This is a genomic window from Lysobacter sp. Soil_C_59 (assembly GCF_057656415.1).
In genome coordinates, this window is record NZ_JBDGKK010000002.1 from 420234 (window position 1) to 446099 (window position 25866).

A 25866-nucleotide genomic window follows, 5' to 3' on the forward strand; every position below is an offset into this window, starting at 1 on the left:
CGACCCGTCATCCCCGCGAAGGCGGGGACCCAGTGGCGTTGCTTCCTTTTCTGTCGGGGTCAACGTCGCTGGGTTCCCGCCTTCGCGGGAATGACGGCCTATCGCGGCCATGAACGCATCGATCTCGTCAGCCACCTGCTCCGTCGCGCCCAGGAACGGCGCATGCCCGGCATGGGCGATCACCACGCTGCGCGCATCCGGCGCCAATGCCGCCGCAGCGGGCATCGCACCTGCCGGGACCAGGCGGTCGCGGCGACCGGAGATCCACAGGCTCGGCACCTGCAGCCCGGAGAGCTCGTCGCGCAGGTCGAGGCCGTCGAGCAGCGCCAGGCCTTCCTGCAGCGCGCGTTCGGCCGGTTCGCCGCGCTCGAACGCCTGCACCTTGAGGCTGCGCAGTTCTTCCTGCGCGTGTGGCGAACCCAGCGCCTCCAGTGCGAGGAATCCTTCGAGCGTGCCGCGAAAATCGCGGCGCAATGCATCGCCGAAATCGCCGAACAGTTGCGGCGTGACGCCGTGCGGCCAGTCCGTGCCGGCGACGAAGCGCGGCGACGAAGCGATCATGATCAGGCCGCGGACGCGCTCGGGGAAATCCAGCGCGGCGCGCAGTGCGAACTGCCCGCCCAGCGACCAGCCCAGCCAGACCGCGTCGGGCACGCGCGCGACCAGTTCCGCGGCCAGCGCTTCGGGCTGCAGTGCAGTGGCGTCGTCGCGCGAATGGCCGTGGCCGGGCAGGTCGACCAGGTGCAGGGTGTAGTGGTCCGCCAGGCGCTCGGCCAGGGGCGCGAACAGGCCGCCGTGCATGGCCCAGCCGTGGATCATTGCCAGCGCGGGACCGTGCCCGCGCGTCTCGATGTACATGTTGTTGCCTTGAAATGCCTTGGAACAACGCCTTGCGGCGTGGGGGATGTTCCGGTGTCCGGAGCTCTAACCGGACCGATTATCCGGATTCACGGGCGCGCCCGCCTGCACGGAAAGCGCCGAAAGCACCGCAAGCGCGTCCTCGCGCCTTTCCGTGGGGACCAGCAGGTGATCGTGGTGGAAGCCGGCCAGCACGTTGCAGGCGATGCCATGCCGCGCCAGCGCGCTGGCGACCGCGGCAGTCAGGCCGACCGCATCGAGCGCCGAATGCACGCCCAGGCTGAGCCAGGCCGCGCGGAAGCCGTAATCGAGACGCAGCGCATCGGCCTTTGCGCGGGGCAGCACGTAGGTGACGCCTTCTTCCTCGCGAACGCTGGCTTGCGCCAGCGCGGCCAACCCCGGATCAGGCCCGGGGCGGCTGACGAAGACGTACTCACCTTCGCGTGCAGTCACCTGCAACCCGGCGAGCAGGCGCGCAAGATCGCGCTGCCCGCTCATCGAACCAGTGCGAGTCCGCGCTCGGGCAGGCCGGTGCGGCCAATGTTGGCGCGGTCGCGGGCGTAGGCGATGGCATCGACCAGGCCGTCGACGTCGCCGGCACCGTGCAGCGCCGACAGGGTCACGCGCAGGCGCGCGCGGCCTTCGGGCACCGTCGGCGGCCGGATCGCGGCGACCCAGTAGCCAGCCTGCTCGAGCGACTGCGCCATCGACAGCGCGCGGTCGTCGTCGCCGCACATCACCGGCTGGATCGGCGTCTGCGAATCGAGCAGGTCCAGGCCAAGGCGCTGCGAGCGCTCGCGGAAGCGGCCGGTCAGCTCTTCGAGCTTGTTGCGGCGCCAGTGTTCGTTGCGCGCCAGCTTGACTGCCGCCAGCGTCGCCGCGGCCTGGGCCGGTGGCAGCGCGGTGGTGTAGATGTAGCTGCGCGCGGTTTCGGCGAGGTGGCCGATCAGGTCGGCATCGCCGACCACGGCCGCGCCGTAACCGCCCAGGGCCTTGCCCAGCGTGGCCAGCTGCAGCGGGACATCAGTGGTTCCGAGCTTGGCCGCGGCGACGGTGCCGCGCCCGTCCGGGCCGGCCACGCCGATGCCATGGGCATCGTCGACGTAAAGCAGTGCCTTCTGCACGCGGGCGACCAGGGCCAGCTCGCGCAGCGGGGCGACGTCGCCGTCCATGCTGAAGACGCCGTCGGTGGCGATCATCGCCATGCCTTCGGGCATCCCGCGCAGCTGGCGGATGGCGCCCTCGGCGTCGGCATGCGGGTAACGGCGCAGGCGGCAGCCGGCCAGTCGCGCGGCGTCGATCAGGCTGGCGTGGTTGAGACGATCCTGGACGCAGACATCCTCATCGCCGAGCAGGGCCTGGATCACCGCCAGGTTGGCGAGGTAGCCGCTGCCGAACAGCAACGCCCGCGGCGCGCCGAGCCAGTCGGCCAGTTCGCGCTCGAGCGCGTCGTGGATGGCGTGGTGGCCGCAGACCAGGTGCGAGGCAACGCCGCCGGCGCCCTCGCGCGAGGCCGCGTCCTGCAACGCGCCGACCACGGCGAAGTGCTGCGACAGGCCGAGGTAATCGTTGCCGCAGAAGTTCAGAAGGGACCGACCGTCGACCACGCAGCGCGCACCATCGCGCTGGGTGACCGTGCGGCGCACGCGGACGCGCGCGCTGGCGACGCGCTGTTCGCGCGCTGCATCGATGCGCTCACGCCACGTCGCCCGGGCCATGGTCAGGCCGCGCAGGTCGGGGTGGCTGAACGGAAAGACGACGACGACGGGTCGCCGTCGATTTGTTCGACGATTTCGGCGTGCACGGTTGTCCCCTGTTGAGTGACCTGCATCGGTCGCAGGCCCAGTCGGGCAAACAATGCCATATCCCGCTCCGTGTCGGGATTACCGGTCGTCAGCAATTTCTCACCGTAGAAGATGGAATTTGCCCCGGCCAGGAAGCAAAGGGCCTGCAACTCGTCGCTCATGGCCTCGCGGCCGGCCGACAGGCGGACCATCGAGCGGGGCATCAGGATCCGGGCCACGGCCACGGTCCGGACGAATTCGAACGGGTCCAGCTGCTCGGCCCCGGCCAGCGGGGTGCCCTCGACCTGGACCAGGCGGTTGATCGGCACCGAGTCCGGGTGGGCCGGCAGGTTGGCCAGGGTCTGCAGCAGGCCGGCGCGCTGCTCGCGCGACTCGCCCATGCCGACGATGCCGCCGCAGCAGGTCTTCATGCCGACGTCGCGGACGTGGGACAGGGTATCGAGCCGGTCCTGCATCTCGCGGGTGTGGATGATCTGGTTGTAGAACTCCGGCGCGGTGTCGAGGTTGTGGTTGTAGTAGTCCAGGCCAGCCTCGCGCAGCGCCTGCGCCTGGGTGCCCGAGAGCATGCCCAGGGTCGCGCAGGTCTCCAGGCCCATGGCCTTCACTTCCGAGATCATGGCGGCCACCTTCGGGATGTCGCGGTCCTTCGGCGAGCGCCAGGCCGCGCCCATGCAGAAGCGGCTGGCGCCGGCGGCCTTGGCCTGGCGGGCCTTCTCGATCACCGCCTCGGTGCTCATCAGCTTCGTGGCTTCGACGCCCGTGTGGTAGCGGGCGGCCTGCGGGCAGTAGCCGCAGTCCTCGGGGCAGCCGCCGGTCTTGATCGACAGCAGCGTGCTGACCTGGATTTCGGCCGGGTCGAAGGTCTCGCGATGGACCTGGCCGGCGCGGTGCAGCAGCTCCGGGAACGGCAGGTCGAACAGGGCGCGGACCTCGGCCCGCGACCAGTCGTGGCGCAGGGCGCTGGGGTCGAGGGTGGGTGCGGCTTGTGAGGGCGCAGACGAGGAGGGGGCGGCGCTGACGGCTGACATGGGGCTTTTCCGACGGTTGCAGCGGGACAGGGCCGGCAGTCTGGAAAGGGTGGCGGATGCTGTCAACCAAACAGGGGGCGACATGGTTGACGGCGCTTCGCGAGGCTGGCTGCGGCGCCTCGGCGCGGCCCTGTGGCCGTCTCGCTGCCTGCTTTGCGGCGAGCTTGCCGGCGGTTGCGGACTGGACCTGTGCGACCCCTGCCATGCCGCCCTGCCCTACAACCGCCAGGCCTGCCATCGCTGCGGCCTGCCCCTGCCGATCGCAATGACCCGCTGCGGCGCATGCCTGCGGCAGCCGCCGCCGCAATCGGGAACACGCGCGGTCTTCATCTACGCCGCCCCGATCGACCGGCTGCTGCCGCGAGTGAAATTCCACGGCGATCTGGCCAGTGCCCGCCTGCTGGCGACCCTGATGGCGCGCAGCCTCGCCGATGCCGAGCGGCCGCTGGCGCTGGTTCCCGTGCCCCTGCACCGCTCGCGGCTGCGCGGCCGCGGCTACGACCAGGCACTGGAACTGGCTCGGCCGCTGGCGAGGTCGCTGCAGCTGCCGCTGCGCGACGACGTGCTCATGCGACGACGCGCCACCGCGGCGCAGTCGACACTGGATGTCGATGGTCGCCGTCGCAACATGCGTTACGCCTTTGCGATCCGTGCCGATGCGGTGCTGCCGGCGCATGTCGCCGTGATCGACGACGTGATGACCACCGGCGCCACCGCGCGCGCCGCGACCCTGGCGTTGAGGCGTGCAGGCGTGGCGCGCGTCGATGTGTGGGTCTGCGCGCGGGTGGTCTGACACGCAGGGTTCGTCAGCGCGGCAGGTTCACGTCAAACTGGCGGGTCACGAATGGCAGTGCATTACCAGTAGAGCATCACGATGCGGATTGGAATCGACTTCGGGACCAGCTATTCGGCCGCGGGCGCCGTGGTCGATGGCCAGCTGCAGCTGATCCGTTTCGGCGACGACCGGCAGTTCCGCACGACGGTGTTCTTCCCGCTGCGCATGCCCGACGTCTCGCAGTTCGAGCTGACACCGGAACTGGACGACCAGGTGCGGGCGCTCGTTGCTGGCGCGAAGCGCGACCAGAGCCAGGAACAGGCGCGCGTGCAGCGCCTGCGCGAGGAAGCCATGCGGCGGCCGGCGCATCTTCGCGACGAGGCGCTCGCGCTGGTGCCAACGGCGCGCAAGCAGTCAGATCACGAAATGCACCGTGCCGCGGTCGTGGCCGTGCGCCGGCAATGGGCGGCCAACGAGATCCGCAGGGCGATGGAAGCCGGCGCCGACGTCGAGAACGCGCTGTACGGCGACGAGGCCGTCAAGGCGTACATGGCCAGCGGCACCGGCCATCTGGTGGTCTCGCCCAAGTCGATGCTCGGCTACAAGCTCGAAGGCAATGCGCGCGAAGCACTGCTGCGGATCGCCACGCAGCTGCTTCGCCATATCCGCACCACCGCATCGGCGCAGCTTGGCACCGACGTGCGCGCGGCGGTGATGGGCCGGCCGGTGCGCTTTCGCAGCAGCATGAAGGAAGCCGGCGGCGTGCAGGCGCTGGAAATCCTCACCGATGCCGCCTACGCGGCCGGATTCGATTCGGTCGAGTTCCTCGAGGAGCCGGCGGCGGCGGCGTACGACTATCACCGGGCCGTGGCAACGCCACGCCGGACACTGATCCTCGACATCGGCGGCGGCACGACCGACATCGCGCTTGCCCACGTCGGCGGAACGGCCGCGGCACCGGTCATCGACGGCTCGTGGGGCGACCCGGTCGGCGGCACCGACGTCGACATCGAGCTGAGCATGCGCGGCGTCATGGCGCTGTTCGGCAAGGGCGTGACGACGACGGCCGTGCATCGCTACTACGAGGCCTCCACCGTCCACGACCTGGAGCGCCAGAACCGGTTCCAGCACGCGTCGTTCAAGCATGTGCCGGCCCCTTACGGCGAGCGCCTGGAGCAGCTCAAGCACCCAGGCCACACCGTGCGTCTCAACCGATCCGTAGAGCAGGCCAAGATCCGCCTGAGCGACGAGGACCGGGTCGCGTTCGATCTCGATTACATCGAGGACGGTTTGCAGGTGCACCTGGACAAGGAGCGGCTGCGCGATGCAGCCAGCCCGTTCCTGCGCCACCTTGGCGATCTGATGCGTCGGGCAAAGGCGGAACTGCCTTACGAACCGGAAGTGGTTTACCTGACCGGTGGCATGTCGCGCTCGCCTTACGTGCCGCTGGCGGCGAGGGAGGTCTTCCCGGGGGCGGAGATCGTCAGCGGCGATGCGTCGCTTGGGGTCGTGACCGGCCTGGCACACGCGGCTGCGGCCTATTGAGAATTCGGCCGACTTGACCTGACTGCGCGCGCGCCGTATCCCTGCTGCGACTCTCACCGACAGGAGCGGGCGATGGGCAGGATGGCGGAGGATTCGGTGGCGCGCAGCGGCTGGGTGTTCGTGCTGTACGGCGTCATCGCGCTGGCATTCGGCGTGGCGATGCTGAGCTGGCCGCAGCGCACCGTGCAGGTGATGGTGATGGCCTTCGGCCTGCTCGCCCTGATCGATGGCGCCGTAAGCCTGCTCAGCGTGTTCCGCAAGGACATCGCGCTGCCGAACTGGCTGCTGCTGGCCTATGCAGTGGCGTCGATAGGCCTGGGCGCGCTCGCCCTGTACCAACCGATGTGGCTGGCCGAGGCGATGCTGTGGCTGCTGGCGTTGTGGCTGATCGTGGCCGGCGTGGCGCGGCTTGTCTTCGCCTCGATGCTGCGCAAGCTGGTCAGCGGCGAATGGCTGCTTGCCCTGAGTGGCGCCCTGGCGATCGCGCTGGGCGTGCTGTTCCTGGCCAAGCCCGACATCGGCCTGGCCACGATCGCGCTGTGGGTGGCGATCGGTGCGCTGCTCTATGGCGCCTTCCAGCTGCTGATCGGCTGGCGCCTGCTGCGGCGCCAGACGACCCACTGACACGTCACTGCTTCTTCGGCCTGGCGATGTCGGCCTTGGGCCGTGCGCCCGAGCCGATGATCGCCTCGGCACGGATCTCCATCGGCGCGCCCTTGGAGAACAGCGCGGTGGTGCCGACCGCGGTCCATGCCGGGTAGTGGTCCTTGAAGAACTCTCGGTGCACCTTCAGCACCGGCTCGACCACGCGGCGGAACTCCTCGTGGTCGCGCGCGACATGGAAGCTCTGCAGTTCGACCACGTCGGCCATGGTCGCGCCGACCGTGGCCAGGTGCGCCTGCATCTGCTGGAACGCCCAGCGGACCTTCGCCTCGTCGGTATCGCCGACCGCGGCGGGAATGCCGGAAATGATCACGCGATCGCCGATGCGCACGACCGGGGTGTAGTGGATGTCATGGTAGGAGTCTTCCCAGCCGGACGGGGCGAGGTGTTCGCGCGTCGGCGCTTGCTGGGCGGGCGCTTGCTGGGCATGACCGGGCTGGATGCCGGCGGCGGCACAGATCAGGAACAACGACAGGCACAGGCGACGCATGGGCAGGCTCCGGCACTGGGGTGAATAAGCCGATTCCAGCGCGATTCCGCCGCCGGCGCCAGTCACGAAAGTGCATTTGGGCTTCACGCGCCCCAGACCGGGCTGAGTCCACCCTGCCGGCCACCACGCACACGGAGATCGGCGATGAGCAGCACGGGACTGTTGGCAAGCCTTGGACGCAGCTGGTGGGTGCTGGTGGTGTACGGCGTGATCGCGGTGTTGTTCGGCATCAGCGCGTTCGTCTGGCCCGGCAGCACCGCCGTTGCGATTGCCTGGGCGTTCGGCGTGATGGCGCTGGCCGAAGGCGTGATCAGCGCGATCGCGCTGTTCCGCAAGGACGTCACCGTGTCCAAGGGTTGGCTGGCGCTGTATGCGATCGCCTCGATTGTTTTTGGCCTGATGGCGGTGATGCACCCGCTCGCCGTTGCCGGGATCCTGCTGCTGCTCCTGGCGGTGTGGCTGGTGGTCGCCGGCATCTGGCGCATCGTCCTGGCGATCCGCGTGCGCAAGGAGATCGAAGGCGAATGGCTGATCGCGCTCAGCGGCGTGCTGGCGATCGCGCTGGGCGTGATGTTCTTCGTCCACCCGGCCGCGGGGCTGGTGACCGTGGCGTTGTGGATAGGCGTGGCCGCGCTGGTCTATGGCGTGCTGCAGATCATCGCCGGCTTCCGCCTGCGCAAGCTGGTCAAGGCGTTCTGAGGCGAAGCTTGCTTGTGGGAGCGAGCTTGCTCGCGATCGGGCGCATCCATGCCGGTCGCGCCGGTCGCGAGCAAGCTCGCTCCTACTTCAGCGCGAAATCGACCGCGATGCCGGCGAACACCGTCAGCCCGACCCAGTGGTTGTGCAGGAAGGCGCGGAAGCAGGCCTTGCGGTCACGCGTGCGGGCGATGACGAACTCGTACACGACCAGCGCCGCGGCCACCGCCACGCCGGCCCAGTAGTACGAGCCCATGCCGGCGCGCTGGCCGACCAGCACCAGCGCGCTGAAGAGCAGCGCATACAGCACGCCCTGCGCAACCAGGTCCATGTCGCCGAACAGGATCGCGGTGGACTTGCTGCCCATGCGGATGTCGTCTTCGCGGTCGACCATGGCGTACCAGGTGTCGTAGGCGGTCGCCCAGACGATGTTGGCCGCATACAGCAGCCAGGCCAGCGCCGGCACTTCGCCGCGCACGGCGGCGAAGGCCATCGGGATGCCCCAGCCGAAGGCGAGGCCGAGATAGACCTGCGGCAGGTAGGTGTAACGCTTGAGGTAGGGGTAGCTGGCCGCCAGCAGCACGCCGATGAAGCTCATCCAGACGGTCAGGCGGTTGAGGGTGAGCACCAGGGCGAAAGCCGCCAGCATCAGCACAGCGAACAGGACCAGCGCCTCACGGCCGCGCACCGCGCCGGTCGCCAGCGGGCGTTCCTTGGTGCGTTCCACGTGCGGGTCCAGCCAGCGGTCGGCGTAATCGTTGATCACGCAGCCGGCCGAACGGGTCAGCCAGACGCCGGCGCTGAACACGAACAGCGTCCACAGCGGCGGCATGCCCTCGGCGGCCAGCCACAGGCCCCACCAGGTCGGCCACAGCAGCAGCAGCCAGCCGATCGGGCGGTCGCCGCGGACCAGCTGCCAGTACAGCGACAGGCGCGCCTTCCACGGGGCGACGGCGGGGGTTTCGAAGCGTTCGTAACTCATAGTCCAGCGACAGATTCTGACCGATGCAGGGTCGGTTGTTGGTTGATTGGCGCCCGGATGGCGCCAAATGCGGCTCCCGGCGGGCCGCGGCAGCCCGGGCGAGCCCGCAAACGGGGCAATTGCAGATAGAATGCCAGCCCCGCGCGGAGCGACTGTGATCGGATTCATCCGGTCCGGCCATTCGCGCAGGATCTTAGCCAGGCGCCCGTAGCTCAGCCGGATAGAGTAGTGGCTTCCGAAGCCATTGGTCGGGGGTTCGAATCCCTCCGGGCGCGCCACTTCCCGTGTCATGCCATGTTGGTGGCACGGGGGCGGGCTTTATACTGGCCACTATTCGTCGAAGCTAAGCGCACCCGCGGGGTGCGTGCCATAGGTGGGTTTGTGCGCAATTACGACCTTGAGTTCCTTAAGAAATTCTCGATGGTGATCGGCTTCCTCATGCTGGTCACCGTGGGCCTGATGGTCGCTGCGATGTACGTGCACGACCAGCTGCCGCCGGAAATCAACCCCGATGTGGCCAAGCGCACCGCCGAGCGCATCGCGCCGGTCGGCGCGGTCTACGCCGGTACCACCGGTGCCGCGGCCCAGGCTGCCGCTTCGGCCGCTGCCGCTGCCAAGGCCGCTTCGCAGGTCGCCTACGGCGGCACGACCGACGGCTCGGTGATCTTCAACAACCTGTGCACCGGCTGCCACACCTCCGGTGCCGGCGGCGCGCCGACGATGGACAAGGCCCACTGGGCCGAGCGCCTGCCCAAGGGCAAGGACACCCTGCACAAGCACGCCATCGAAGGCTTCACCGGCACTGCCGGTGTGATGCCGGCCAAGGGCGGCAACCCGGCCCTGACCGACGAGCAGGTCATCGCCACGGTCGACTGGATGCTGGGCAACCTGAAGTAAGTCCACCGCAACTGCTTCGCACGACGCCGCCTCCGGGCGGCGTTGTCGTTTCTGGCTTCCGGGCCGGGTGCCGTGCTCCCGGCGGGCAGCGACAAGCCGTTGTCGCCTGCGCTCGTGATAATGCGCGACCGCCCCCTGCCAGACGCGCCATGACCCGTCCCCGCCCGTCCTCGTTTGTCCTGCTGCTGGCACCGTGCCTGCTGGCCGGCTGCAGCACCCTGTCCGGTGCCGGCACGGGCGCCATCGCGATCGGCCGCGTGCAGGGAACCGGGGCGCAAAGTCCGCTGCTCGGCCAGACGGTGACCGTCGAAGGCGTGGTCAGTGCGCGCGACGGCAGCAGTGGCTGGTACCTGCAGGATGGCGGCGATGGCGATGACGCCAGCTCGGACGCGATCTTCATCGCCGATGCGGGTGAATCCCTCGAACCTGGCGACCGGTTGCGTGTTCGCGGCGTGGTCGCCGAGCAGGCCAGCGGCCGCGCAACCCGCACCGCCATCGAACAACCGGTGGTGCAGCGCCTGGGCCGCGGCACGCTGGTGCCGGTTGCGATCGACGAAGCCGCACCGGACTGGGAGCGCCTGGAAGGCATGGCGCTGCGTTTCGACCTGCCAGTGCTGCTGGCCGACAGTGGCGAGCTGGGCAAGCGCGGCCGCGTCCTGGCCAGCGTCGGTGAGCGCCTTTGGCAGCCCGGCGAACGCGCCGAGCCCGGCAGCGATGCCGCGCGTGCCGTCAGTGCCGACAACGCGCGCCGCCAGCTCTGGCTCGAGGCGAACGGCGACACGGTGGCATGGCCCGCCGGACTGGCGCAGGCACGCAGCGGCAGCCGCCTCGACGCCGTCACCGGCGTGCTCGACCAGGCCGGCGCGGAGTACCGGCTGCAACTGACCTCGGCCCCCATGCTGCAGGCGACCGCGCGACCGCAACCGCCGCACGTATCCGGCGACCTGCGCGTGGCGGCACTGAACCTGGAAAACCTGTTCAACGGTGATGGCAAGGGCGGCGGTTTTCCGACGCCGCGCGGCGCGCGTACAGCGGCCGAGCTGGCCGAGCAGCTGACCAAGCACGTCGCCACGATCAATGGCCTGGATGCCGACATCGTCGCGCTGATGGAGCTGGAGAACGACGGCTACGGCCGCGATTCCAGCATCGCCACGCTGGTCGACGCGCTCGATGCCGACGGCCACGCAGGCAGCGCGAACTGGCGCTACATCGATGCCGGCCAGGGTCCGGGCGACAACGCAATCCGCGTCGGGCTGATCTACCGCAAAGACCGCGTCCGCCCGCAGGGCAAACCTGCGACGCTGCAGGCCGGCCCGTTCGGGACGCACAGCCGCGTGCCGCTGGCGCAGGCGTTCGTGCCGATCAAGAACGGCCGCATCGACGGCGCCGTGTTCGTCATCGTCGCCAACCATTTCAAGTCCAAGGGCTGCAGCGGCGCCGAAGCCGGCGACCGCGACCAGGGCGACGGCGCCGCGTGCTGGAACGCGACGCGCAGCGAATCGGCGCGCCTGCTCGACGCCTGGCTCAAGCGCGATCCCACCGGCCACGGTGGTGCGCGCACCCTGCTGGTTGGCGACTTCAATGCCTACGCCCGCGAAGCACCGCTGCGCGTGCTGGAAGACGCCGGCTGGCGCGATGCGTTCGCCGTCGCCGGTGTCGCCTCACCCTACAGCTATGTCTATGACGGCCAAGTGGGCCGGCTCGATCACGCCATGCTCAGCCCGGCCCTCGCGCAACGCCTGCGCGGCGCGGCCGAGTGGCACAGCAATGCCGACGAACCCGACAGTGCCGGCTATCGGGCCGGCGGTGCCGGCCCGTGGCGCAGCTCCGACCACGATCCGCTGCTGCTCGGCTTCGACCTGCGCGGTCGATAGCCCGACACCGGGGCGGATTACGGAGACTGAACCCGCCGCCCCGTATCATGGCCGCATGAACAGTCCCGCGTTCCCCACCGCCGCCGCCACGACGTTGCTGCTGGACGGTCCGGTCGGCGTGCTCGAAGCCACGGTCGAAGCCGCCGAGGCGCCTGCACGTCCGGTCGTCGCCATCGTCTGCCATCCGCTGCCGACCGACGGCGGCACGATGCACAACAAGGTCGTCACGATGACCGCGCGCGCGCTGCGCGAGTCGGGCGTGGCGACGGTGCGTTTCAATTTCCGCGGTGTCGGCGCCTCCACCGGCCACTTCGACCACGGCAACGGCGAAGCCGACGACCTGCGCGCGGTCGCCGCGTGGGTGCGCGAACAACGTCCGGACGCGCAGCTGTGGCTGGCCGGTTTCAGCTTCGGCTCTTACATCACGATCAAGTGCGCCGCCGAACTCAAGCCGGGGATGCTGGTCTCGATCGCACCGCCGGCCGCCGGTCGCAGCTGGGACTTCAGCACGCTGGTGCCGCCGGAGTGCCCGTGGCTGGTGATCCAGGGCGAGTCGGACGAGATCGTCGACCCGCAGGCGGTCTACGCCTGGATCGACAGCCTCAAGCAGCTGCGACAGCCGCCGGAGCTGGTGAAGATGCCCGACACCAGCCACTTCTTCCATCGTCGCCTGATTGACCTGCGCGGCGTGATCAAGCACGGCGTGAAGCCCTACCTGCCACCGGAACAGGCACCGCAGGACGCATGAGCACCGAGGCATTGGCCGCTCCGGCGACGCCGTCCGCGCTGTACGCCGCCGGTGTCGCCCGCGGCGACTGGAACGACGATCCCGCCCAGCATGCGGCGTTGCGAGAACTCGACCGCGTCCATGCCGCGCTGCTGGCGCCGCGCAAGCGCGGACTGCTCGACGGCCTGCTCGGTCGCAAGCCGGAGACGCCGAAGGGCCTGTACCTGTGGGGCGGCGTCGGTCGCGGCAAGACGTTCCTGATCGACATGTTCTACGACTCGCTGCCGGCACAGGATCGGGACGACGGTGCGATCGGCAAGCGCCGCACCCATTTCCACCGCTTCATGCGCGAAGTCCATGCGCAGCTGCGCGCGCATGCCGGCGAAAGCGATCCGCTGGCGGCGATCGCGCGCAAGTGGGGGCAGGAGCTGCGCGTGCTGGTGCTGGACGAGTTCTTCGTCAACGACATCGGCGACGCGATGCTGCTCGGACGCTTGCTCGAGCGCCTGTTCGCCGAGGGCGTGGCGCTGGTCACCACGTCCAACACCGAACCGCGCAACCTCTACAAGGACGGCCTGCAGCGCGCCAGCTTCGTGCCGGCGATCGCGCAGCTCGAGCGCCACTGCCGCGTGCTCCATCTCGACAGCGCCCACGATTACCGCCTGCGCGCGCTGACCCGCTCGCCGGTGTACCGCGCGCCGCTCGACGCCGCATCCGACACCTGGCTGGGCGAACGCTGGCACGAGCTCACCGCAACGTGTCCGCGCGAGGAAGGCCCACTCGTCATCGACGGTCGCGAGATCCCGGTGCGCGCACTGGCCGAAGGCCACGCCTGGTTCGACTTCGCCGCGCTGTGCGAAGGCCCGCGCGCGGCCAGCGACTACATCGAGATCGCCACCGAGTGCCACACGGTGCTGGTAGGTTCGATTCCGCTGTTCGACGGCAGCAACGACGACCCGGCGCGACGCTTCGTCCACCTGATCGACGAGCTCTACGACCGCCACGTCAACCTGGTCTGCACCGCGGCGGTGGTCCCGACTGCGCTGTACGCCGGCAACAAGCTTGCGCACGCATTCGAACGCACCGCCTCGCGGCTGATCGAGATGCAGTCGGCCGAGTACCTGGCGTTGGAGCATCGAGGCTGAAGCCTCGGAGCGGAGACCTCAGATCACCGACTTGCGCGCACCGCGCCCGCGCATCGCCGCCAGCACCGCGTAGACCATCACCAGCGCCGTCAACGACAGCGCGATGGCCAGCCATTCGTTCTCGCTGAGCGTGGCCAGGATCGCCGCCATTGTCAGCACTGCCAGCCCCGGCACCAGCGGGCCGCCGGCCAATACCAGCGGCTCGCCCTGCCCGCGCAGGTCGATCTGCTGCGCGCGCCAGGCCGACACCGCCACTGCCGCGAACACCAGGCAGATCGCGCCGCCGGAGATCAGCGCCAGCGTCTCGAAGCTGCCGGCCACGGCCAGCACGATGGCGATACCGGCGTGGGCGAACAGGCCGAGCATCGGCACGCGATGGCGCAGATCGACCAGGCCGAACTGCCGCGGCAGGAATCCGTCGCGACCGAGCGCGAACAGCAGTCGCGACGACGAGAACAGGTTGCCCATCAGGAAGCCGAGCATCGACACGCACGCGGTGACCAGCAGCAAGGTGCGACCGGGGCTCCACAACGCGTGTGCGGCGTCGGCGATTGGCGCGTCGCTGGCCGGCAGGTCGGCGCCGAGCACGCCCTGGCACACGGCCTGGATGCCGATATAGAGCAGGACCACGATGACGATCGCACTCATCGTCGCCCGCGGCACGTGCTTGGCCGGGTCGCGCACTTCCCCGGAAGGCACCAGGGCCGTTTCCATGCCGGCGTAGGCGAACACCACCAGCACCAGCGACGAACCCAGCGCCGGCCACGACGGCACCGCGGTCCAGTCGAAGCTCACGTGCTGCCAGTCGATGAAGAACAATCCCAAGGAGGCCAACAGGAACAGCGGCGTCAGTTTCAATGCCGCCAGCACCACGATCATGCGCGCGCCGAGCTTGACGCCGAACGCGTTGAGCGCGAACAGCGCGCTGTACACGGCGGCGATCAACAGCGCGCGCGGCGAGGCATGCGAGAACTGCGGAAACGCCTGCGCGACCTGGCTGCTCAGCGCCGCGGCGACGCCGGCGCTGGAGGCGACGTTGCAGATCCACATCAGCGCGCCGGTGAGGAAGCCTGCAAACGGACCAAAGCATGCGGTGACATAGGTGTAGGGCCCGCCGGTCGCCGAAGCGCGACTGCCGACGGCGGCGAAGCACAGCGCGATCGGGATGATCGCCACCGCACCGGCGACGAAGGCCAGCGGCGCGACCTTGCCCATGCGCGCGGCCAGTAGCGCCGGCAGCATGAAGATGCCGGCGCCGACGATGATGTTGATGATCGAAGCGCCCAGCTGGAAGGAGCCGAGCGAGCGCACCAACGCGGCCTCGCCCCGTTGCGACGACTCGGGGGCGGTGCTGGCGGTTTCCGTCATTGGGCTTGCATCGGTCCGGGGTTGCGGGGGAGGGTCGCACACAGGCACCGGGCATGTCTAAGCTTGTGCTGCCCCCACACCGCTCCCTCCCCCCTGCGGGAGGGAGACTCAAGGACGATTCCCCCGTGAACCTTGCCCTGTTCGATTTCGACGGCACCATCACCACGCGCGAGATGTTCGCCGACTTCATGGGCCACGCCGTCGCGCCCAGGCGACTGGCCATCGGCCGGATCGTGCTGGCGCCGATGCTGGTCGGCTACAAGCTCGGCATGGTCAGCGCCAACCGCGTGCGCTCGCGCGTGGTCGACTTCGGTTTCCGCGGCGCCGACCTCGCCCATGTCCAGGCGGCGGGCGAGCGCTTCGCGCGCGAAGTTCTGCCGGCGGTGCTGCGGCCGAAGGCGCTGGAACGCATCGCCTGGCACAAGGCGCAGGGTGACAAGATCGTGGTCGTCTCCGGCGCGTTCGACCTGTATCTGTCGCACTGGTGCGCGCAGCACGGGCTGGAGCTGTTGTGCTCGTCGCTGGAATCCAGTGATGGGGTGATGACCGGGCGCTACGACGGCGAACAGTGCGCGGGCGAGGAGAAGGCGCGGCGCGTGCGCGAGCGTTACGACCTGGCCCACTTCCCGGTCATCTACGCCTACGGTGACACGCATGAAGACCTGGATCTGCTGGAGCTTGCAGATCGCAGGTACTACCGGTGGCGCGAAGTGGCGTGAGCGTCCGCAGCAACGTCCCTGGATCCCCGCCTTCGCGGGGATGACGGGGATCAGGCGACGCCAACCGGATGTCAGCAGTTACTTCGGCGCGAGGATCTTCGAAAGCCGATCCTGCGTGCCTGCGATGCGCTCCAGGTGCGGATACTTCAGTCCCTCGCGGTAATCCAGGCGCACCGTCCGCACCACTTCGCCATGCTTGACCACCAGCTCGATCGGCTTTGAACCGTCGCGGTTGGCCTTGATCGCATCCTTCAGGCGATCGTTCTCGAAGGCATAGCCATTGACCGCCAGCAGCGTGGCACCAGGCGCGATGCCGGCGTCGAACGCCGGACCGTCCCAGCGCACACCGCTCACCGTCGCATCCTTGTTCGACACCGACATGCCGAGGGATGCGCTGAAATCGGCCGACTTTCGATCGCCCTCGACGCCCTTCTGGTACTCGCTCGGCGTATCGGTATAGACCAGCTTCCAGCCGCTGGCGGCCAGACCATCCAGCGGCGCGGCATTGGCATCCACGCGCTCGCGCAGGAACGATGCCCAATCGTAGGCAGCCACCCCGTTGAGCGTGCGCGCGACCTCGTCGAAGTCATAGGTGTTGACGTCCCAGTCGCCGTCCTTGACGCCGAAGAACGCCTTGGCGAAATCATCGAGCGAGCGCTTGCCACCGCTGAGATCGCGCAGCTTGCTGTCGACCGCCAGCCAGATCAGCTGACCGGCGCTGTAGTAGTCCTCGCTCATCTGCCAGCTGCGGTACGCCTGCGGCTTGCGCGAATTGATGATCGGATCGAGCGTGGTGTCCTGCACGTTGCGCCAGGCGAAACCGGGGCGATCGGTGCTGTAGGTGGAGGCGACCAGTGCCAGCGCATCGCGCGCCTGCTCCGCGCTCCACAGACCCGAGCGCGCCGCCAGCACATACCCCCAGTACTGCGTCTGGCCCTCGTACACCCACAGCAGCGTGTCGCTCATCGGCACGTTGAAGTTTGGCGTCGTCAGATCCGCCGGACGACGGTACTTGCCGTTCCACGAATGCGTGAACTCGTGCGGCAGCAGATCGCGATCCGCCGCGTTCTTGCCCCACTCGGTGAAGTACTCGGGGCCAACGCCGTTCTCGCTGGAGCGCTGGTGCTCCAGACCGTTGCCGCCCATCTGGTCCGACAGCGAGAACAGGAAATCGTAGTGATCGTAATGACGCGCGCCGTACAGCTTGTAGGCCTGGTCGACGAGCTTGCGATGCGCCTCGATCTGCTCCGGCTTGGCTTCCAGGTACTTCGGATCATCGGCGACGATGTTCAGGCGCACCGGCACCTTCGCACCCGGGTCGAGATCGACCTGCTTGAAATAGCGGCCGGCGTAGACCGGCGAATCGAGCAGCGTGTCGAACGGCACCGGCTTGTAGCGCAGCGTGTCGCCCTCCTTCGAGGCCACCTCCAGCGCCGTACCGGCCTGCCAGCCGCTGGGCAGCTTCAACGCCGGCGCGATCTGGATCTGCCGCGCGTAGTGGCCGGCCGGGTACAGCGCGACCTGGTTCCACTGCAGGTTGAGCATGTCCTGGGTCATGGTGATGCGGCCCTGGTCGCCCGCTGTCGGCGTGAGCACGTCGAAGCTGACGTCCAGCGTGCTGACGCCCTCGGGCACGACCAGCTTGAAGGCGTAGACATCGAGCGGATCGCGACGCCAGGCGATCGTCTGGCCGTTGCCGCTGAACTTCAGGCCGGCGACGCGATTGACCGGGCCGCTGGGCGAGTGGTTGCCCGGGATCCATTGCGGGTACAGCAGCGTCAGCGGACCGGGCTGCACCGGGATCTGCTGGCTGGCGCGGAACACGCGATGGCTCAGGTCGGTGGCATCGATGGTCAGCGACAGCGTGCCGGGCCAGGCCACGTCCTGCGGCGGCGCGGTCTGCGCCTGGGTGACGGGAGCGGCGAGCAACAAGGAAACCAGCAGCGACAGCGCGCGCAGACGCGGCGCAGCAGACGAACGACGAAGCATGTAACCAACCCCTATGGGAGACGGTGGAAGACGGCCAACCCCGCATCGTTACGAGGGTTGACGCCAGCACACCCCTGCCATTGGGCACGGTCGGGCGTGACCACGGGCACGTTCGCCACAATTGGCAAAGTGACGCGCTAGCGACGCCACACCAGGCAGCGGTTGTTGGCTGGCATCGCCACGTCCTCGACCAGGCGCAGGCCAATGGCGGCGGCCAGCGCGTCGACGTCGGCCGCGTCGCGGATGCCCGAACGCGGATCGCGCGCCTTCAGCCAGCCATCGAACTCGCGGTTGCTGTCGCTGCTGTATTGGCCATCGTAGTTGAACGGTCCGTACACGATGACGACCGCGTCCGGCGCGAGCACCTGCCCGAGACCGGCGAAGAATGCCTGCACTTCGGGCCAACCCATGATGTGCAGCGTGTTGGCGCTGAACACCGCATCGAAGCGGCCATCGCCGTTGCCGTCGACACGCGGCCACGGCCCTGCCGATACATCCAGTTCGACCGGCGCGGGTGTGTTGCGCAGCGCCGCCTCATCGAGCCACATGCGGATGCCCGGCAAGGCGTCGGCCTGGTCGCTGCACTGCCAGCGCAACCACGGCATCGCCGCGGCGAAGTACACGGCATGCTGACCGGTGCCACTGCCCACTTCGAGCACGTCGCGGCGGTCGGCGAAGTGCCGGCGCAGAACGTCGAGGATCGGATCGCGGTTGCGATCGCAGGCGGGGGCGTAGGGGCGCTCGGACATGACTGGCTTTATAACGCACGCCGTCGCTGTCACGACCAACCGGCTATCCTCCCCCGCGTTTACACCCCGCACACGGCAGCGGGCGCACGGTGCGCCCGTCACGCCGAACCCATGTCGGTCAACCCAACCGGAGAATCCCCCATGTTCCGCACTCTTGCCTTCGCGGCGATCGCCTTGACGCTTGCCGGCTGCGCTTCTGCACCTCCCGTTGCCGGTGGCGCCGTGCCGCCGTCAGGCATCTGCAATGTCGAGGCCGCGCGCTGGGCGATCGGCCAGGGCGTCAACGACGACATCGTCAACCGCATCCTGCGCGACACCAGCAGCCGCGACGCGCGCGTGCTGCGCCCGGGCCAGGCAGCGACCATGGATTACCGCGAAGACCGCATCAACGTCGACGTCAACGACCGCGGCGCGATCACCGGCCTGCGTTGCGGCTGATCGGCGACACCATGCGCCGTCGCCACCTGGGCCTGCTGGCCGCGATCGTCCTCATCGGCCTGTGGCTGTGGACCAAGCGCTCCGACAACGGCGACCTGCACCCGCCGGTGGCGACACCGGCCGGCCAGGTGGCTGCACCGGCGCCGGCGCCGGCGACAACGGCGCAGTACCCCGACTTCCTGCCGCGCGAAGCGCATGACGTTCTCGCCCGCATCGCGCAGGGCGGTCCTTACGCCTACCGCCAGGACGGCAGCGTGTTCCAGAACCGCGAGAAGCGCCTGCCCGCGCAGCCGCGCGGCTATTACCACGAGTACACCGTCGAGACGCCGGGCTCCGACGACCGTGGAGCGCGCCGCATCATCACCGGCGGCGATCCGCCGGTGGAGTACTGGTACACGCAGGACCACTACCGCAGCTTCCGCCGCTTCGAGCTGCCGCCGCTGGAGGCACGTCGATGAGTGCGACCGACCTGCGTTCGATCCTGGCCGATCCGGCCCACAGCGGCGCCTACTTCATCGATGCGCGTGACACCGAATCGATGGCGCAGGCTGGCGAAGCGCTGGATTACGCGGTGCTGCGCGTCGACCTGGCCGATTGCGCCGACAAGGCCATGCTGATGCAGCGATTTGCCGACGCGGGGCAGTTCCCGGACTGGTTCGGCGGCAACTGGGATGCACTCGCCGACGCGCTGGCCGACCTGTCGTGGCGCCCGGCCCCTGGCTATCTGCTGCTGGTCGAACACGCCGATGGTTGGCGCGCCGCAAACGGCGAGGACTTCGACACGCTGCTCGACATCCTCAACGAGAGCGCATTCCGCTGGGCCGGCAACAACACCGCGTTCTGGGCGTTGCTGCCGTTTCCCGCCGAGCAGCTGGCGGCGCTTGAAGAAGACTGAGCCTCAGCCCGCCTCGGCCGCCGCCACCGGTGCGGCCTGGCCCGGCACGCGCGCGTAGCGCCAGGCGATACCCACCGCGACGAACAACAGCACCGAGGCGATCAGGAACGGCGCGCCCGGCAGGTGCACCGGTGCGCGGTCGTCGATGAAATAGCCGAAGCTGCCGGCGAACACCGCCGGGCCGATGATGCCGGCCAGGCTCACCAGGCTCATCAGCGCACCCTGGATGCGGCCCTGCACGTCGGCGCCGACCTGGCGCGTGATCAGCGCCTGCGTCGACGGTGCTGCCAGGCCCCAGATCGCCGAGATCGGCAGGCCGATCAGGAACACCCAGCCGACATTGGCGAAGCCGTAGATGGCGAATCCGACCGCGCCGAAGCACAGGCCGATGATCAGCGCGCGGCGCTCACCGATCGCATGCACGATGCGGCCAACCAGTCCGGCCTGCACGATCACATTGAGTACACCCACGATTGCCAGCACGTAGCTGACCTCGCGCGGACCCCACTGGTACTGGTAGTCGGCGAACAGCACGAACACGCTCGGATAGACGTAGTGGGCGAGGTTGGCGATGAACACCACCGCGGCCAGCCCGAACACCTGCGGGTAGCGCTTGAGCAGCACCAGCGAGCCGAGCGGATTGGCATGCGACCAGTCGAAGCGCGCACTGCGCTTTTCCTTCGACAGCGACTCGGGCAGCACGAACCAGCCGTAGCAGAAGTTGACCAGCGCCAGGCCGGCGGCGAACCAGAACGGCAGGCGCAGGTCGATTTCGCCCAGCTGCCCGCCGATCAGCGGACCAACGATGAAGCCCACACCGAACGCCGCGCCGAGCAGGCCGTAGCTCTTGGCGCGCTTGTCGGCCGGGGTGACGTCGGCGACGTAGGCATTGGCGGTGGTGAAGCTGGCCGAGGTGATGCCGGAAATGATGCGGCCCACCAGCAACCAGGCCAGCGACGGCGCCAGCGCCATGAACACGAAATCCAGGCCCAGTCCCAGGCACGAGATCAGGATCACCGGCCGGCGGCCGAAGCGGTCCGACAGTGCGCCCTGGATCGGCGAGGTCACGAACTGGATCGCCGCGAACAGGAAGCCGAACGCCGCCACCCAGTAAGCCGCGTGCGCGGTGTCACCGCCGGCGAACTGCTCGATCAGGTGCGGCAGCACCGGAATGATCAGCCCGAACGAGAGCACGTCAATCAGGATGGTGACGAAAATGAAGGCGAGCGCGGCGCTACGGCGAGCGCCGCCGGCAGGAATCGTATCGGTCACGGATGGGCCGCAGGGGCGTGTGTCGGGAATGAGCAGAGTTTATCCCGGCGACGCACCGTCCTCCCGGCCCTCAAGTCATCCCGCCCCTCACGTCATCCCGGCGCACGCCGGGATCCAGGCCCACACCGTCCCAGCCCCCCGCTCGTCATCCCGGCGAAAGCCGGGATGACGTGAGGGACGTGATGCGCCATGTCCATCAGACAGCGCCGCGCACTGCCGAAAACATTGGTTTCAAGCGTTACCAAAATCACCCGGTTACTGGCGAAATTCCCCAGCACCTTCAATGCCTTAGCGCCTCCACGCCGGTGACAGTCCGCATGCGTATCGCGCAAATTGCCGCATCGCACAATTTGTGCTTTATTCGGATGAAACAGTGTCAAGGCAGGCCGGACTGCGCGAGCGGACCGTCATGCCCCGTCGCTGCGAGCCAGGTTTCGTTGTCCAACGATTTCAAGCTGCCAGTACAGCGACGGAGTAACGATGGAGCAGCAGTACCGCACCGGCCCAGTCGGTCTTTACGACCCCCGCGACGAGCGGGACGCCTGTGGTTTCGGACTGATCGCGCAGCTCGACGATGCCCCGAGCCGTGCGATCGTCGATCGCGCCATCGATGCGCTGGTACGCATGACCCATCGCGGCGGCATCGCCGCCGACGGCCTCAGCGGCGACGGCTGCGGCCTGCTCATCCGCCAGCCCGATGCCTTCCTGCGCGCGCTCGCACGCGAAGCCGGCATCGCGCTCGGTTCGCACTACGCATCGGGCCTGGTGTTCCTGCCGCATGACGAAGCCGACGCTGCACGAGCGCGCGACACGCTCAACGCACAGCTGCAGCGCGAACGCGTCGACGTCGCAGGCTGGCGCGTCGTCCCGGTCGACACCAGCGCCTGCGGCGAACTCGCCAAGCGCACCATGCCGCGCATCGAGCAGATCTTCGTCAAGCCCGCCGGTGCATTCGATGCGGCGATCTTCCAGCGCTCGCTGTTCCTCGCCCGGCGCCGCGCCGAGCAGGCTCTGCGCGAGTTGGCCGACTTCTATGTGGTCAGCCTGTCGGCGGCGAGCATCGGCTACAAGGGCATGGTCCTGCCCGATCGACTCGCCCAGCTTTATCCGGACCTGCAGCGAGCCGACCTGACCGCCAGCGTCGTGGTGTTCCACCAGCGCTTCTCCACCAACACCACGCCGCGCTGGCCGCTGGCGCAGCCGTTCCGCCTGCTGGCGCACAACGGCGAGATCAACACCATCGCCGGCAACCGTGCCTGGGCGCAGGCGCGCGTGCATGCCTGGCACACGCCAGCGCTGGACCTGACCGAGTTCGACCCGGTGATCTCCACCGACGGCTCCGACTCGCAGTCGCTCGACAACATGCTCGAGCTGCTCCAGGCCGGCGGCATGGACCTGCTCAAGGCGATGCGGATCCTGATTCCGCCGGCCACGCAGTCGCTGGAATACAAGGACGCCGACCTCGCCGCGTTCTACGAGTACTACGCGCTCAACACCGAGCCGTGGGACGGCCCGGCCGGCATCGTCACCGTCGACGGCCGCTACGCCGCCTGCACGCTCGACCGCAACGGCCTGCGCCCGGCGCGCTGGCTGCGGACGCGCGACCGCCACTTCCTGATTGCCTCCGAAGCCGGTGTGTGGGAACTCCCGGCCGAGGAGATCGAAGCCAAGGGCAAGCTCGGCCCGGGCGAGATGATCGCCGCCGACCTTTATCTCGGCGAGCTGCTCGACTCCGACGCGATCGACCGCATCAACCGCGCACGCGCGCCGTACAAGCGCTGGCTCAAGCAGGGCATGACCTACCTGCAGACCGAGCTGATCGACCCGCAGCTGGCGGCTGAGCCGTTCGACGCCGAGACGCTGTCGGCCTTCCAGAAGCTGTTCCAGTTGACCCGCGAGGAACGCGAGCAGGTGCTGCGTCCGCTCGCCGAGACCGAGCAGGAAGGCATCGGCTCGATGGGCGACGACGTGCCGATGGCGGTGCTTAGCCAGCAGGTGCGTCCGCTGTACGACCAGTTCCGCCAGGCCTTTGCCCAGGTCACCAACCCGCCGATCGATCCGTTGCGCGAGGACTGCGTGATGTCGCTGGCGACGCAGCTCGGCCGCGAGGGCAACGTCTTCGCCGACGGCCCGGGCAACGTCGGCCACGTCCATCTCAACTCGCCGGTGCTGTCGCAGCGCAAGTTGCGCCAGCTGCTGGCGATGGCGCCGTACGACGAGTCTCATGCGCTGATCCACCTGCACTACGCGCCGGAAGAAGGCCTCAAGGCCGCGCTCGAACGCATCTGCACCGAAGCCGAGGCCGCCACGCGCGAGGGCAAGGTACTGCTGGTGCTCAGCGACCGTTACCCACAGCCCGACCGCCTGATGGCGCACGCGCTGCTCGCCACCGGTGCGGTTCACCAGCACCTGGCCCGCGCCGGTATCCGCTGCGAATCCAACCTGATCATCGAGACCGGCACCGCGCGCGATCCGCACCACTTCGCCTGCCTGCTCGGCTTCGGTGCCACCGCGGTGTACCCGTACCTGGCTTACCAGACGCTGCACGACCTGGGCGTGCGCGGCATCCTCAAGACCAAGCACGGCGAGGTCGCGCAGATCGGCCGCAGCTACCGGCGCGGCATCAAGAAGGGCCTGCTCAAGATCATCTCGAAGATGGGCATCAGCACCATCGGCAGCTACCGCGGTGCGCGCCTGTTCGAGATCGTCGGCCTCGACCGCGAAGTGGTCGACCTGTGCTTCGCCGGCACGCCGTCGCGTATCGGCGGTGCCGGCTTCGATGACCTGCATGCCGATGCCGTCCAGCTCGCCGACCACGCCTGGAACGTCAACGCCCTGCCCGCCATCGGCGGCCTGCTCAAGTACACGCCCGGTGGCGAGTACCACCTTTTCAATCCCGACGTCGTCACGCGCCTGCAGCGCGCGGTGACGACGGGCGACTGGAACGACTGGCAGAGCTACGCCGAAGCGGTCAACGAGCGACCGACCGCGGCGCTGCGCGACCTGCTCGATGTCGATGCATCGTCGGCGACGCCCATCTCCATCGACGACGTCGAGCCAGTGTCGGCGATCGTCCGCCGCTTCGACTCTGCGGCGATGAGCCTGGGCGCGTTGTCGCCGGAAGCGCACGAAGCACTGGCGATCGCGATGAACCGCCTCGGCGGCCGCAGCAATTCCGGCGAAGGTGGCGAGGACCCGGTGCGTTACGGCACCGACAAGGTCAGCAAGATCAAGCAGATCGCTTCGGGCCGCTTCGGCGTCACGCCCGAGTACCTGGTCAACGCCGAGGTGCTGCAGATCAAGATCGCCCAGGGTGCCAAGCCCGGCGAAGGCGGTCAGCTGCCCGGTCACAAGGTCAATGAGCTGATTGCGCGACTGCGCTACGCGATGCCCGGCATCGGCCTGATCTCGCCGCCGCCGCACCACGACATTTATTCGATCGAGGATCTCGCGCAGCTGATCTTCGACCTCAAGCAGGTCAATCCGCAGGCGCTGGTGTCGGTGAAGCTGGTCTCGCATGCCGGCGTCGGCACCATCGCGACCGGCGTGGCCAAAGCCGGTGCCGACCTCGTGACGATCTCCGGCCACGACGGCGGCACCGGTGCCAGCCCGCTGTCGTCGATCCGCTACGCCGGCACGCCGTGGGAGCTGGGCCTGTCGGAAGCGCGGCAGGCCTTGATCGCCAACGACCTGCGCGAGCGCGTGATCCTGCAGACCGACGGCGGCTTGAAGAGTGGCCTGGACGTGATCAAGGCCGCGCTGCTCGGCGCCGAAAGCTTCGGATTCGGCACCGCGCCGATGATCGCGCTGGGCTGCAAGTACCTGCGTATCTGCCACCTCAACAACTGCGCCACCGGCGTGGCCACGCAGGACGACGCGCTGCGCCGCGACCACTTCACTGGCCTGCCTGAACGCGTCGAGAACTTCTTCCGCCTGCTCGCCGAGGAAGTGCGTATGTGGCTGGCGCAACTGGGCGTGCGCACGCTGGGCGAGCTGGTTGGCCGTACCGACCTGCTGCGCCAGGTCGACGGCGACAGCGGTCGCCAGCACGGCCTCGACCTGGCACCGCTGCTGGCCGGCACCGGCCTTGCGCATGGCGGCCACTGCGGCGCGCCACAACCGGCTGCGGAGCCGGAAGGCCTCGCCGCCCGACTCGATGCCGAGCTGGCGGACGCGATTGACCACAAGCGCGGCGGCGAGTATCGCCACGCCATCCGCAACACCGACCGCAGCATCGGTGCGCGCCTGTCCGGGCGCATCGCGCGCGTGCACGGCGATCGCGGCATGAGCGATACGCCGCTGACACTGCGCTTCGACGGCACCGCCGGACAGAGCTTCGGCGCCTTCAACGCCGGCGGCCTGCACTTCGAACTCAATGGCGAAGCCAACGACTACGTCGGCAAGGGCATGGCCGGCGGACGCATCGTGATCCGGCCGCCGCAGGGCGCGCGTTATGTCGCCCACGAAACGCCGATCCTCGGCAACACCTGCCTGTATGGCGCCACCGGCGGCGAACTCTATGCAGCAGGTCGTGCCGGTGAACGTTTCGCCGTGCGCAACTCCGGTGCGACGGCCGTGGTCGAAGGCGCCGGTGACCATTGCTGCGAGTACATGACCGGCGGCGTGGTTGCCGTGCTTGGCCGCACCGGCCTCAACTTCGGTGCCGGCTTCACCGGCGGCATGGCCTACGTGCTCGACACCGAGCGCGACTTCGTCGACCGCTACAACCACGAGCTCATCGACATCCTGCGCATCGCCGCAGACGGCTTCGAGAACCACCGCTCGCACCTGCGCGAACTGCTCGAGTCGCATATTCGACTGACCGGCAGCGCCTGGGCGCAGCGCATCCTCGACGAGATGCGCGACTACCTGGGCAAGTTCTGGCTGGTGAAGCCGAAGGCTGCGAGCCTTGAGTCGCTCGCCGAGAATCTGCGGAGGGCAGCGTGAGCAA

22 protein-coding genes, 1 tRNA gene and 1 pseudogene are annotated in these 25866 nt (G+C 68.7%); 14 read left to right on the forward strand and 10 right to left on the reverse strand.

The features are described from left to right. Positions 1–99 precede the first annotated feature (99 nt). The 4 genes and pseudogenes from bioH to bioB all read right to left on the reverse strand — a co-directional run. Positions 100–858 (reverse strand): annotated as a pseudogene (bioH, locus tag AC3A3Q_RS05375) (pimeloyl-ACP methyl ester esterase BioH); the annotation flags it as partial. A 66-nt stretch (positions 859–924) separates the two neighbouring features. Beyond that, positions 925–1356, reverse strand: a complete 432-nt coding sequence (locus AC3A3Q_RS05380; RefSeq protein ID WP_487585239.1) for an ACT domain-containing protein — start codon at positions 1354–1356, stop codon at positions 925–927. After that, a complete protein-coding gene (gene bioF, locus AC3A3Q_RS05385; RefSeq protein WP_487585240.1) occupies positions 1353–2576 on the reverse strand; it encodes an 8-amino-7-oxononanoate synthase in 1224 nt (407 codons plus the stop codon). The genes AC3A3Q_RS05380 and bioF overlap by 4 nt, the downstream gene beginning before the upstream one ends. A gap of 2 nt (positions 2577–2578) precedes the next feature. After that, entirely contained in the window at positions 2579–3691 is a 1113-nt protein-coding gene (gene bioB, locus AC3A3Q_RS05390) for a biotin synthase BioB (protein WP_487585241.1), read from the reverse strand. Positions 3692–3773: 82 nt separating this feature from the next. Here bioB and AC3A3Q_RS05395 point away from each other — a divergent pair, with 82 nt between their 5' ends. From AC3A3Q_RS05395 to AC3A3Q_RS05405, 3 genes are all read left to right on the forward strand, one after another. Further along, positions 3774–4484: a ComF family protein gene (locus AC3A3Q_RS05395; RefSeq protein WP_487585242.1), complete on the forward strand. Its 711-nt coding sequence runs from the start codon at positions 3774–3776 to the stop codon at positions 4482–4484. Positions 4485–4565: 81 nt separating this feature from the next. Further along, positions 4566–6011: an Hsp70 family protein gene (locus AC3A3Q_RS05400; protein WP_487585243.1), complete on the forward strand. Its 1446-nt coding sequence runs from the start codon at positions 4566–4568 to the stop codon at positions 6009–6011. A gap of 72 nt (positions 6012–6083) precedes the next feature. Beyond that, positions 6084–6635, forward strand: coding sequence for an HdeD family acid-resistance protein (locus AC3A3Q_RS05405; RefSeq protein ID WP_487585244.1), 552 nt, complete (start codon positions 6084–6086; stop codon positions 6633–6635). A 4-nt stretch (positions 6636–6639) separates the two neighbouring features. On the opposite strand, the gene AC3A3Q_RS05410 is transcribed toward AC3A3Q_RS05405, so the two are convergent. Then, positions 6640–7164, reverse strand: a complete 525-nt coding sequence (locus tag AC3A3Q_RS05410) for a Rid family hydrolase (protein WP_487585245.1) — start codon at positions 7162–7164, stop codon at positions 6640–6642. A gap of 144 nt (positions 7165–7308) precedes the next feature. On the opposite strand from AC3A3Q_RS05410, the gene AC3A3Q_RS05415 reads away from it, so the two are divergent. Continuing rightward, positions 7309–7863 (forward strand): HdeD family acid-resistance protein, encoded by a 555-nt coding sequence (locus tag AC3A3Q_RS05415; protein ID WP_487585246.1) that lies wholly within the window; start codon positions 7309–7311, stop codon positions 7861–7863. 82 nt (positions 7864–7945) lie between these two features. On the opposite strand, the gene ubiA is transcribed toward AC3A3Q_RS05415, so the two are convergent. Then, entirely contained in the window at positions 7946–8842 is an 897-nt protein-coding gene (gene ubiA, locus AC3A3Q_RS05420; RefSeq protein ID WP_487585247.1) for a 4-hydroxybenzoate octaprenyltransferase, read from the reverse strand. A gap of 201 nt (positions 8843–9043) precedes the next feature. Between ubiA and AC3A3Q_RS05425 the strand changes: the two genes are divergently transcribed. From AC3A3Q_RS05425 to zapE, 5 genes are all read left to right on the forward strand, one after another. Then, positions 9044–9120: transfer RNA gene (locus AC3A3Q_RS05425), tRNA-Arg, on the forward strand. Between the two features lie 103 nt (positions 9121–9223). Further along, positions 9224–9739, forward strand: a complete 516-nt coding sequence (locus AC3A3Q_RS05430; protein WP_487585248.1) for a c-type cytochrome — start codon at positions 9224–9226, stop codon at positions 9737–9739. 149 nt (positions 9740–9888) lie between these two features. After that, the gene (locus AC3A3Q_RS05435) at positions 9889–11613 is read left to right on the forward strand and encodes an ExeM/NucH family extracellular endonuclease (protein ID WP_487585249.1); all 1725 of its coding nucleotides are present in this window, start codon (positions 9889–9891) and stop codon (positions 11611–11613) included. Positions 11614–11668: 55 nt separating this feature from the next. Further along, positions 11669–12361, forward strand: a complete 693-nt coding sequence (locus tag AC3A3Q_RS05440; protein WP_487585250.1) for an alpha/beta hydrolase — start codon at positions 11669–11671, stop codon at positions 12359–12361. Continuing rightward, positions 12358–13485, forward strand: coding sequence for a cell division protein ZapE (gene zapE / locus AC3A3Q_RS05445; protein ID WP_487585251.1), 1128 nt, complete (start codon positions 12358–12360; stop codon positions 13483–13485). Before AC3A3Q_RS05440 ends, zapE begins: the two co-directional genes overlap by 4 nt. 18 nt (positions 13486–13503) lie before the next feature. Here the strand turns inward: zapE and AC3A3Q_RS05450 are convergent, their stop codons facing one another. Next, a complete protein-coding gene (locus AC3A3Q_RS05450) occupies positions 13504–14853 on the reverse strand; it encodes an APC family permease (protein ID WP_487585252.1) in 1350 nt (449 codons plus the stop codon). 125 nt (positions 14854–14978) lie between these two features. Here AC3A3Q_RS05450 and AC3A3Q_RS05455 point away from each other — a divergent pair, with 125 nt between their 5' ends. Further along, a complete protein-coding gene (locus AC3A3Q_RS05455) occupies positions 14979–15572 on the forward strand; it encodes an HAD family hydrolase (protein ID WP_487585253.1) in 594 nt (197 codons plus the stop codon). Between the two features lie 78 nt (positions 15573–15650). Here AC3A3Q_RS05455 and AC3A3Q_RS05460 read toward each other — a convergent pair whose 3' ends face one another. Together AC3A3Q_RS05460 and AC3A3Q_RS05465 are read right to left on the reverse strand one after the other, a co-directional pair. Further along, complete coding sequence (locus AC3A3Q_RS05460) at positions 15651–17561, reverse strand: M61 family metallopeptidase (RefSeq protein ID WP_487585254.1); 1911 nt, start codon at positions 17559–17561, stop codon at positions 15651–15653. 137 nt (positions 17562–17698) lie between these two features. After that, entirely contained in the window at positions 17699–18310 is a 612-nt protein-coding gene (locus AC3A3Q_RS05465) for a DUF938 domain-containing protein (RefSeq protein ID WP_487585255.1), read from the reverse strand. 141 nt (positions 18311–18451) lie between these two features. Between AC3A3Q_RS05465 and AC3A3Q_RS05470 the strand changes: the two genes are divergently transcribed. Genes AC3A3Q_RS05470 through AC3A3Q_RS05480 form a run of 3 tightly spaced genes read left to right on the forward strand, consistent with a single transcriptional unit; the run spans position 18452 to position 19643 of the window. Next, a complete protein-coding gene (locus AC3A3Q_RS05470) occupies positions 18452–18748 on the forward strand; it encodes an I78 family peptidase inhibitor (protein ID WP_487585256.1) in 297 nt (98 codons plus the stop codon). A gap of 11 nt (positions 18749–18759) precedes the next feature. Continuing rightward, the gene (locus AC3A3Q_RS05475; protein ID WP_487585257.1) at positions 18760–19206 is read left to right on the forward strand and encodes a guanyl-specific ribonuclease; all 447 of its coding nucleotides are present in this window, start codon (positions 18760–18762) and stop codon (positions 19204–19206) included. Further along, positions 19203–19643 carry a barstar family protein gene (locus AC3A3Q_RS05480; RefSeq protein ID WP_487585258.1) on the forward strand — a complete coding sequence of 147 codons (441 nt, stop codon included), beginning with the start codon at positions 19203–19205 and terminating at the stop codon, positions 19641–19643. The genes AC3A3Q_RS05475 and AC3A3Q_RS05480 overlap by 4 nt, the downstream gene beginning before the upstream one ends. Before the next feature lie 3 nt (positions 19644–19646). On the opposite strand, the gene AC3A3Q_RS05485 is transcribed toward AC3A3Q_RS05480, so the two are convergent. Continuing rightward, a complete protein-coding gene (locus tag AC3A3Q_RS05485) occupies positions 19647–20915 on the reverse strand; it encodes a TCR/Tet family MFS transporter (protein WP_487585259.1) in 1269 nt (422 codons plus the stop codon). 480 nt (positions 20916–21395) lie between these two features. Between AC3A3Q_RS05485 and gltB the strand changes: the two genes are divergently transcribed. Further along, the gene (gene gltB, locus AC3A3Q_RS05490) at positions 21396–25862 is read left to right on the forward strand and encodes a glutamate synthase large subunit (protein ID WP_487585260.1); all 4467 of its coding nucleotides are present in this window, start codon (positions 21396–21398) and stop codon (positions 25860–25862) included. Positions 25863–25866 lie beyond the last annotated feature (4 nt).

Coding starts and splice junctions, on each gene's coding strand:
- AC3A3Q_RS05380 (WP_487585239.1), bottom strand. CDS start 1,356: ATGAGCGGGCAGCGCGATCTTGCGCGCCTGCTCGCCGGGTTGCAGGTG.
- bioF (WP_487585240.1), bottom strand. CDS start 2,576: ATGGCCCGGGCGACGTGGCGTGAGCGCATCGATGCAGCGCGCGAACAG.
- bioB (WP_487585241.1), bottom strand. CDS start 3,691: ATGTCAGCCGTCAGCGCCGCCCCCTCCTCGTCTGCGCCCTCACAAGCC.
- AC3A3Q_RS05395 (WP_487585242.1), top strand. CDS start 3,774: ATGGTTGACGGCGCTTCGCGAGGCTGGCTGCGGCGCCTCGGCGCGGCC.
- AC3A3Q_RS05400 (WP_487585243.1), top strand. CDS start 4,566: ATGCGGATTGGAATCGACTTCGGGACCAGCTATTCGGCCGCGGGCGCC.
- AC3A3Q_RS05405 (WP_487585244.1), top strand. CDS start 6,084: ATGGGCAGGATGGCGGAGGATTCGGTGGCGCGCAGCGGCTGGGTGTTC.
- AC3A3Q_RS05410 (WP_487585245.1), bottom strand. CDS start 7,164: ATGCGTCGCCTGTGCCTGTCGTTGTTCCTGATCTGTGCCGCCGCCGGC.
- AC3A3Q_RS05415 (WP_487585246.1), top strand. CDS start 7,309: ATGAGCAGCACGGGACTGTTGGCAAGCCTTGGACGCAGCTGGTGGGTG.
- ubiA (WP_487585247.1), bottom strand. CDS start 8,842: ATGAGTTACGAACGCTTCGAAACCCCCGCCGTCGCCCCGTGGAAGGCG.
- AC3A3Q_RS05435 (WP_487585249.1), top strand. CDS start 9,889: ATGACCCGTCCCCGCCCGTCCTCGTTTGTCCTGCTGCTGGCACCGTGC.
- AC3A3Q_RS05440 (WP_487585250.1), top strand. CDS start 11,669: ATGAACAGTCCCGCGTTCCCCACCGCCGCCGCCACGACGTTGCTGCTG.
- zapE (WP_487585251.1), top strand. CDS start 12,358: ATGAGCACCGAGGCATTGGCCGCTCCGGCGACGCCGTCCGCGCTGTAC.
- AC3A3Q_RS05450 (WP_487585252.1), bottom strand. CDS start 14,853: ATGACGGAAACCGCCAGCACCGCCCCCGAGTCGTCGCAACGGGGCGAG.
- AC3A3Q_RS05460 (WP_487585254.1), bottom strand. CDS start 17,561: ATGCTTCGTCGTTCGTCTGCTGCGCCGCGTCTGCGCGCGCTGTCGCTG.
- AC3A3Q_RS05465 (WP_487585255.1), bottom strand. CDS start 18,310: ATGTCCGAGCGCCCCTACGCCCCCGCCTGCGATCGCAACCGCGATCCG.
- AC3A3Q_RS05470 (WP_487585256.1), top strand. CDS start 18,452: ATGTTCCGCACTCTTGCCTTCGCGGCGATCGCCTTGACGCTTGCCGGC.
- AC3A3Q_RS05475 (WP_487585257.1), top strand. CDS start 18,760: ATGCGCCGTCGCCACCTGGGCCTGCTGGCCGCGATCGTCCTCATCGGC.
- AC3A3Q_RS05480 (WP_487585258.1), top strand. CDS start 19,203: ATGAGTGCGACCGACCTGCGTTCGATCCTGGCCGATCCGGCCCACAGC.
- gltB (WP_487585260.1), top strand. CDS start 21,396: ATGGAGCAGCAGTACCGCACCGGCCCAGTCGGTCTTTACGACCCCCGC.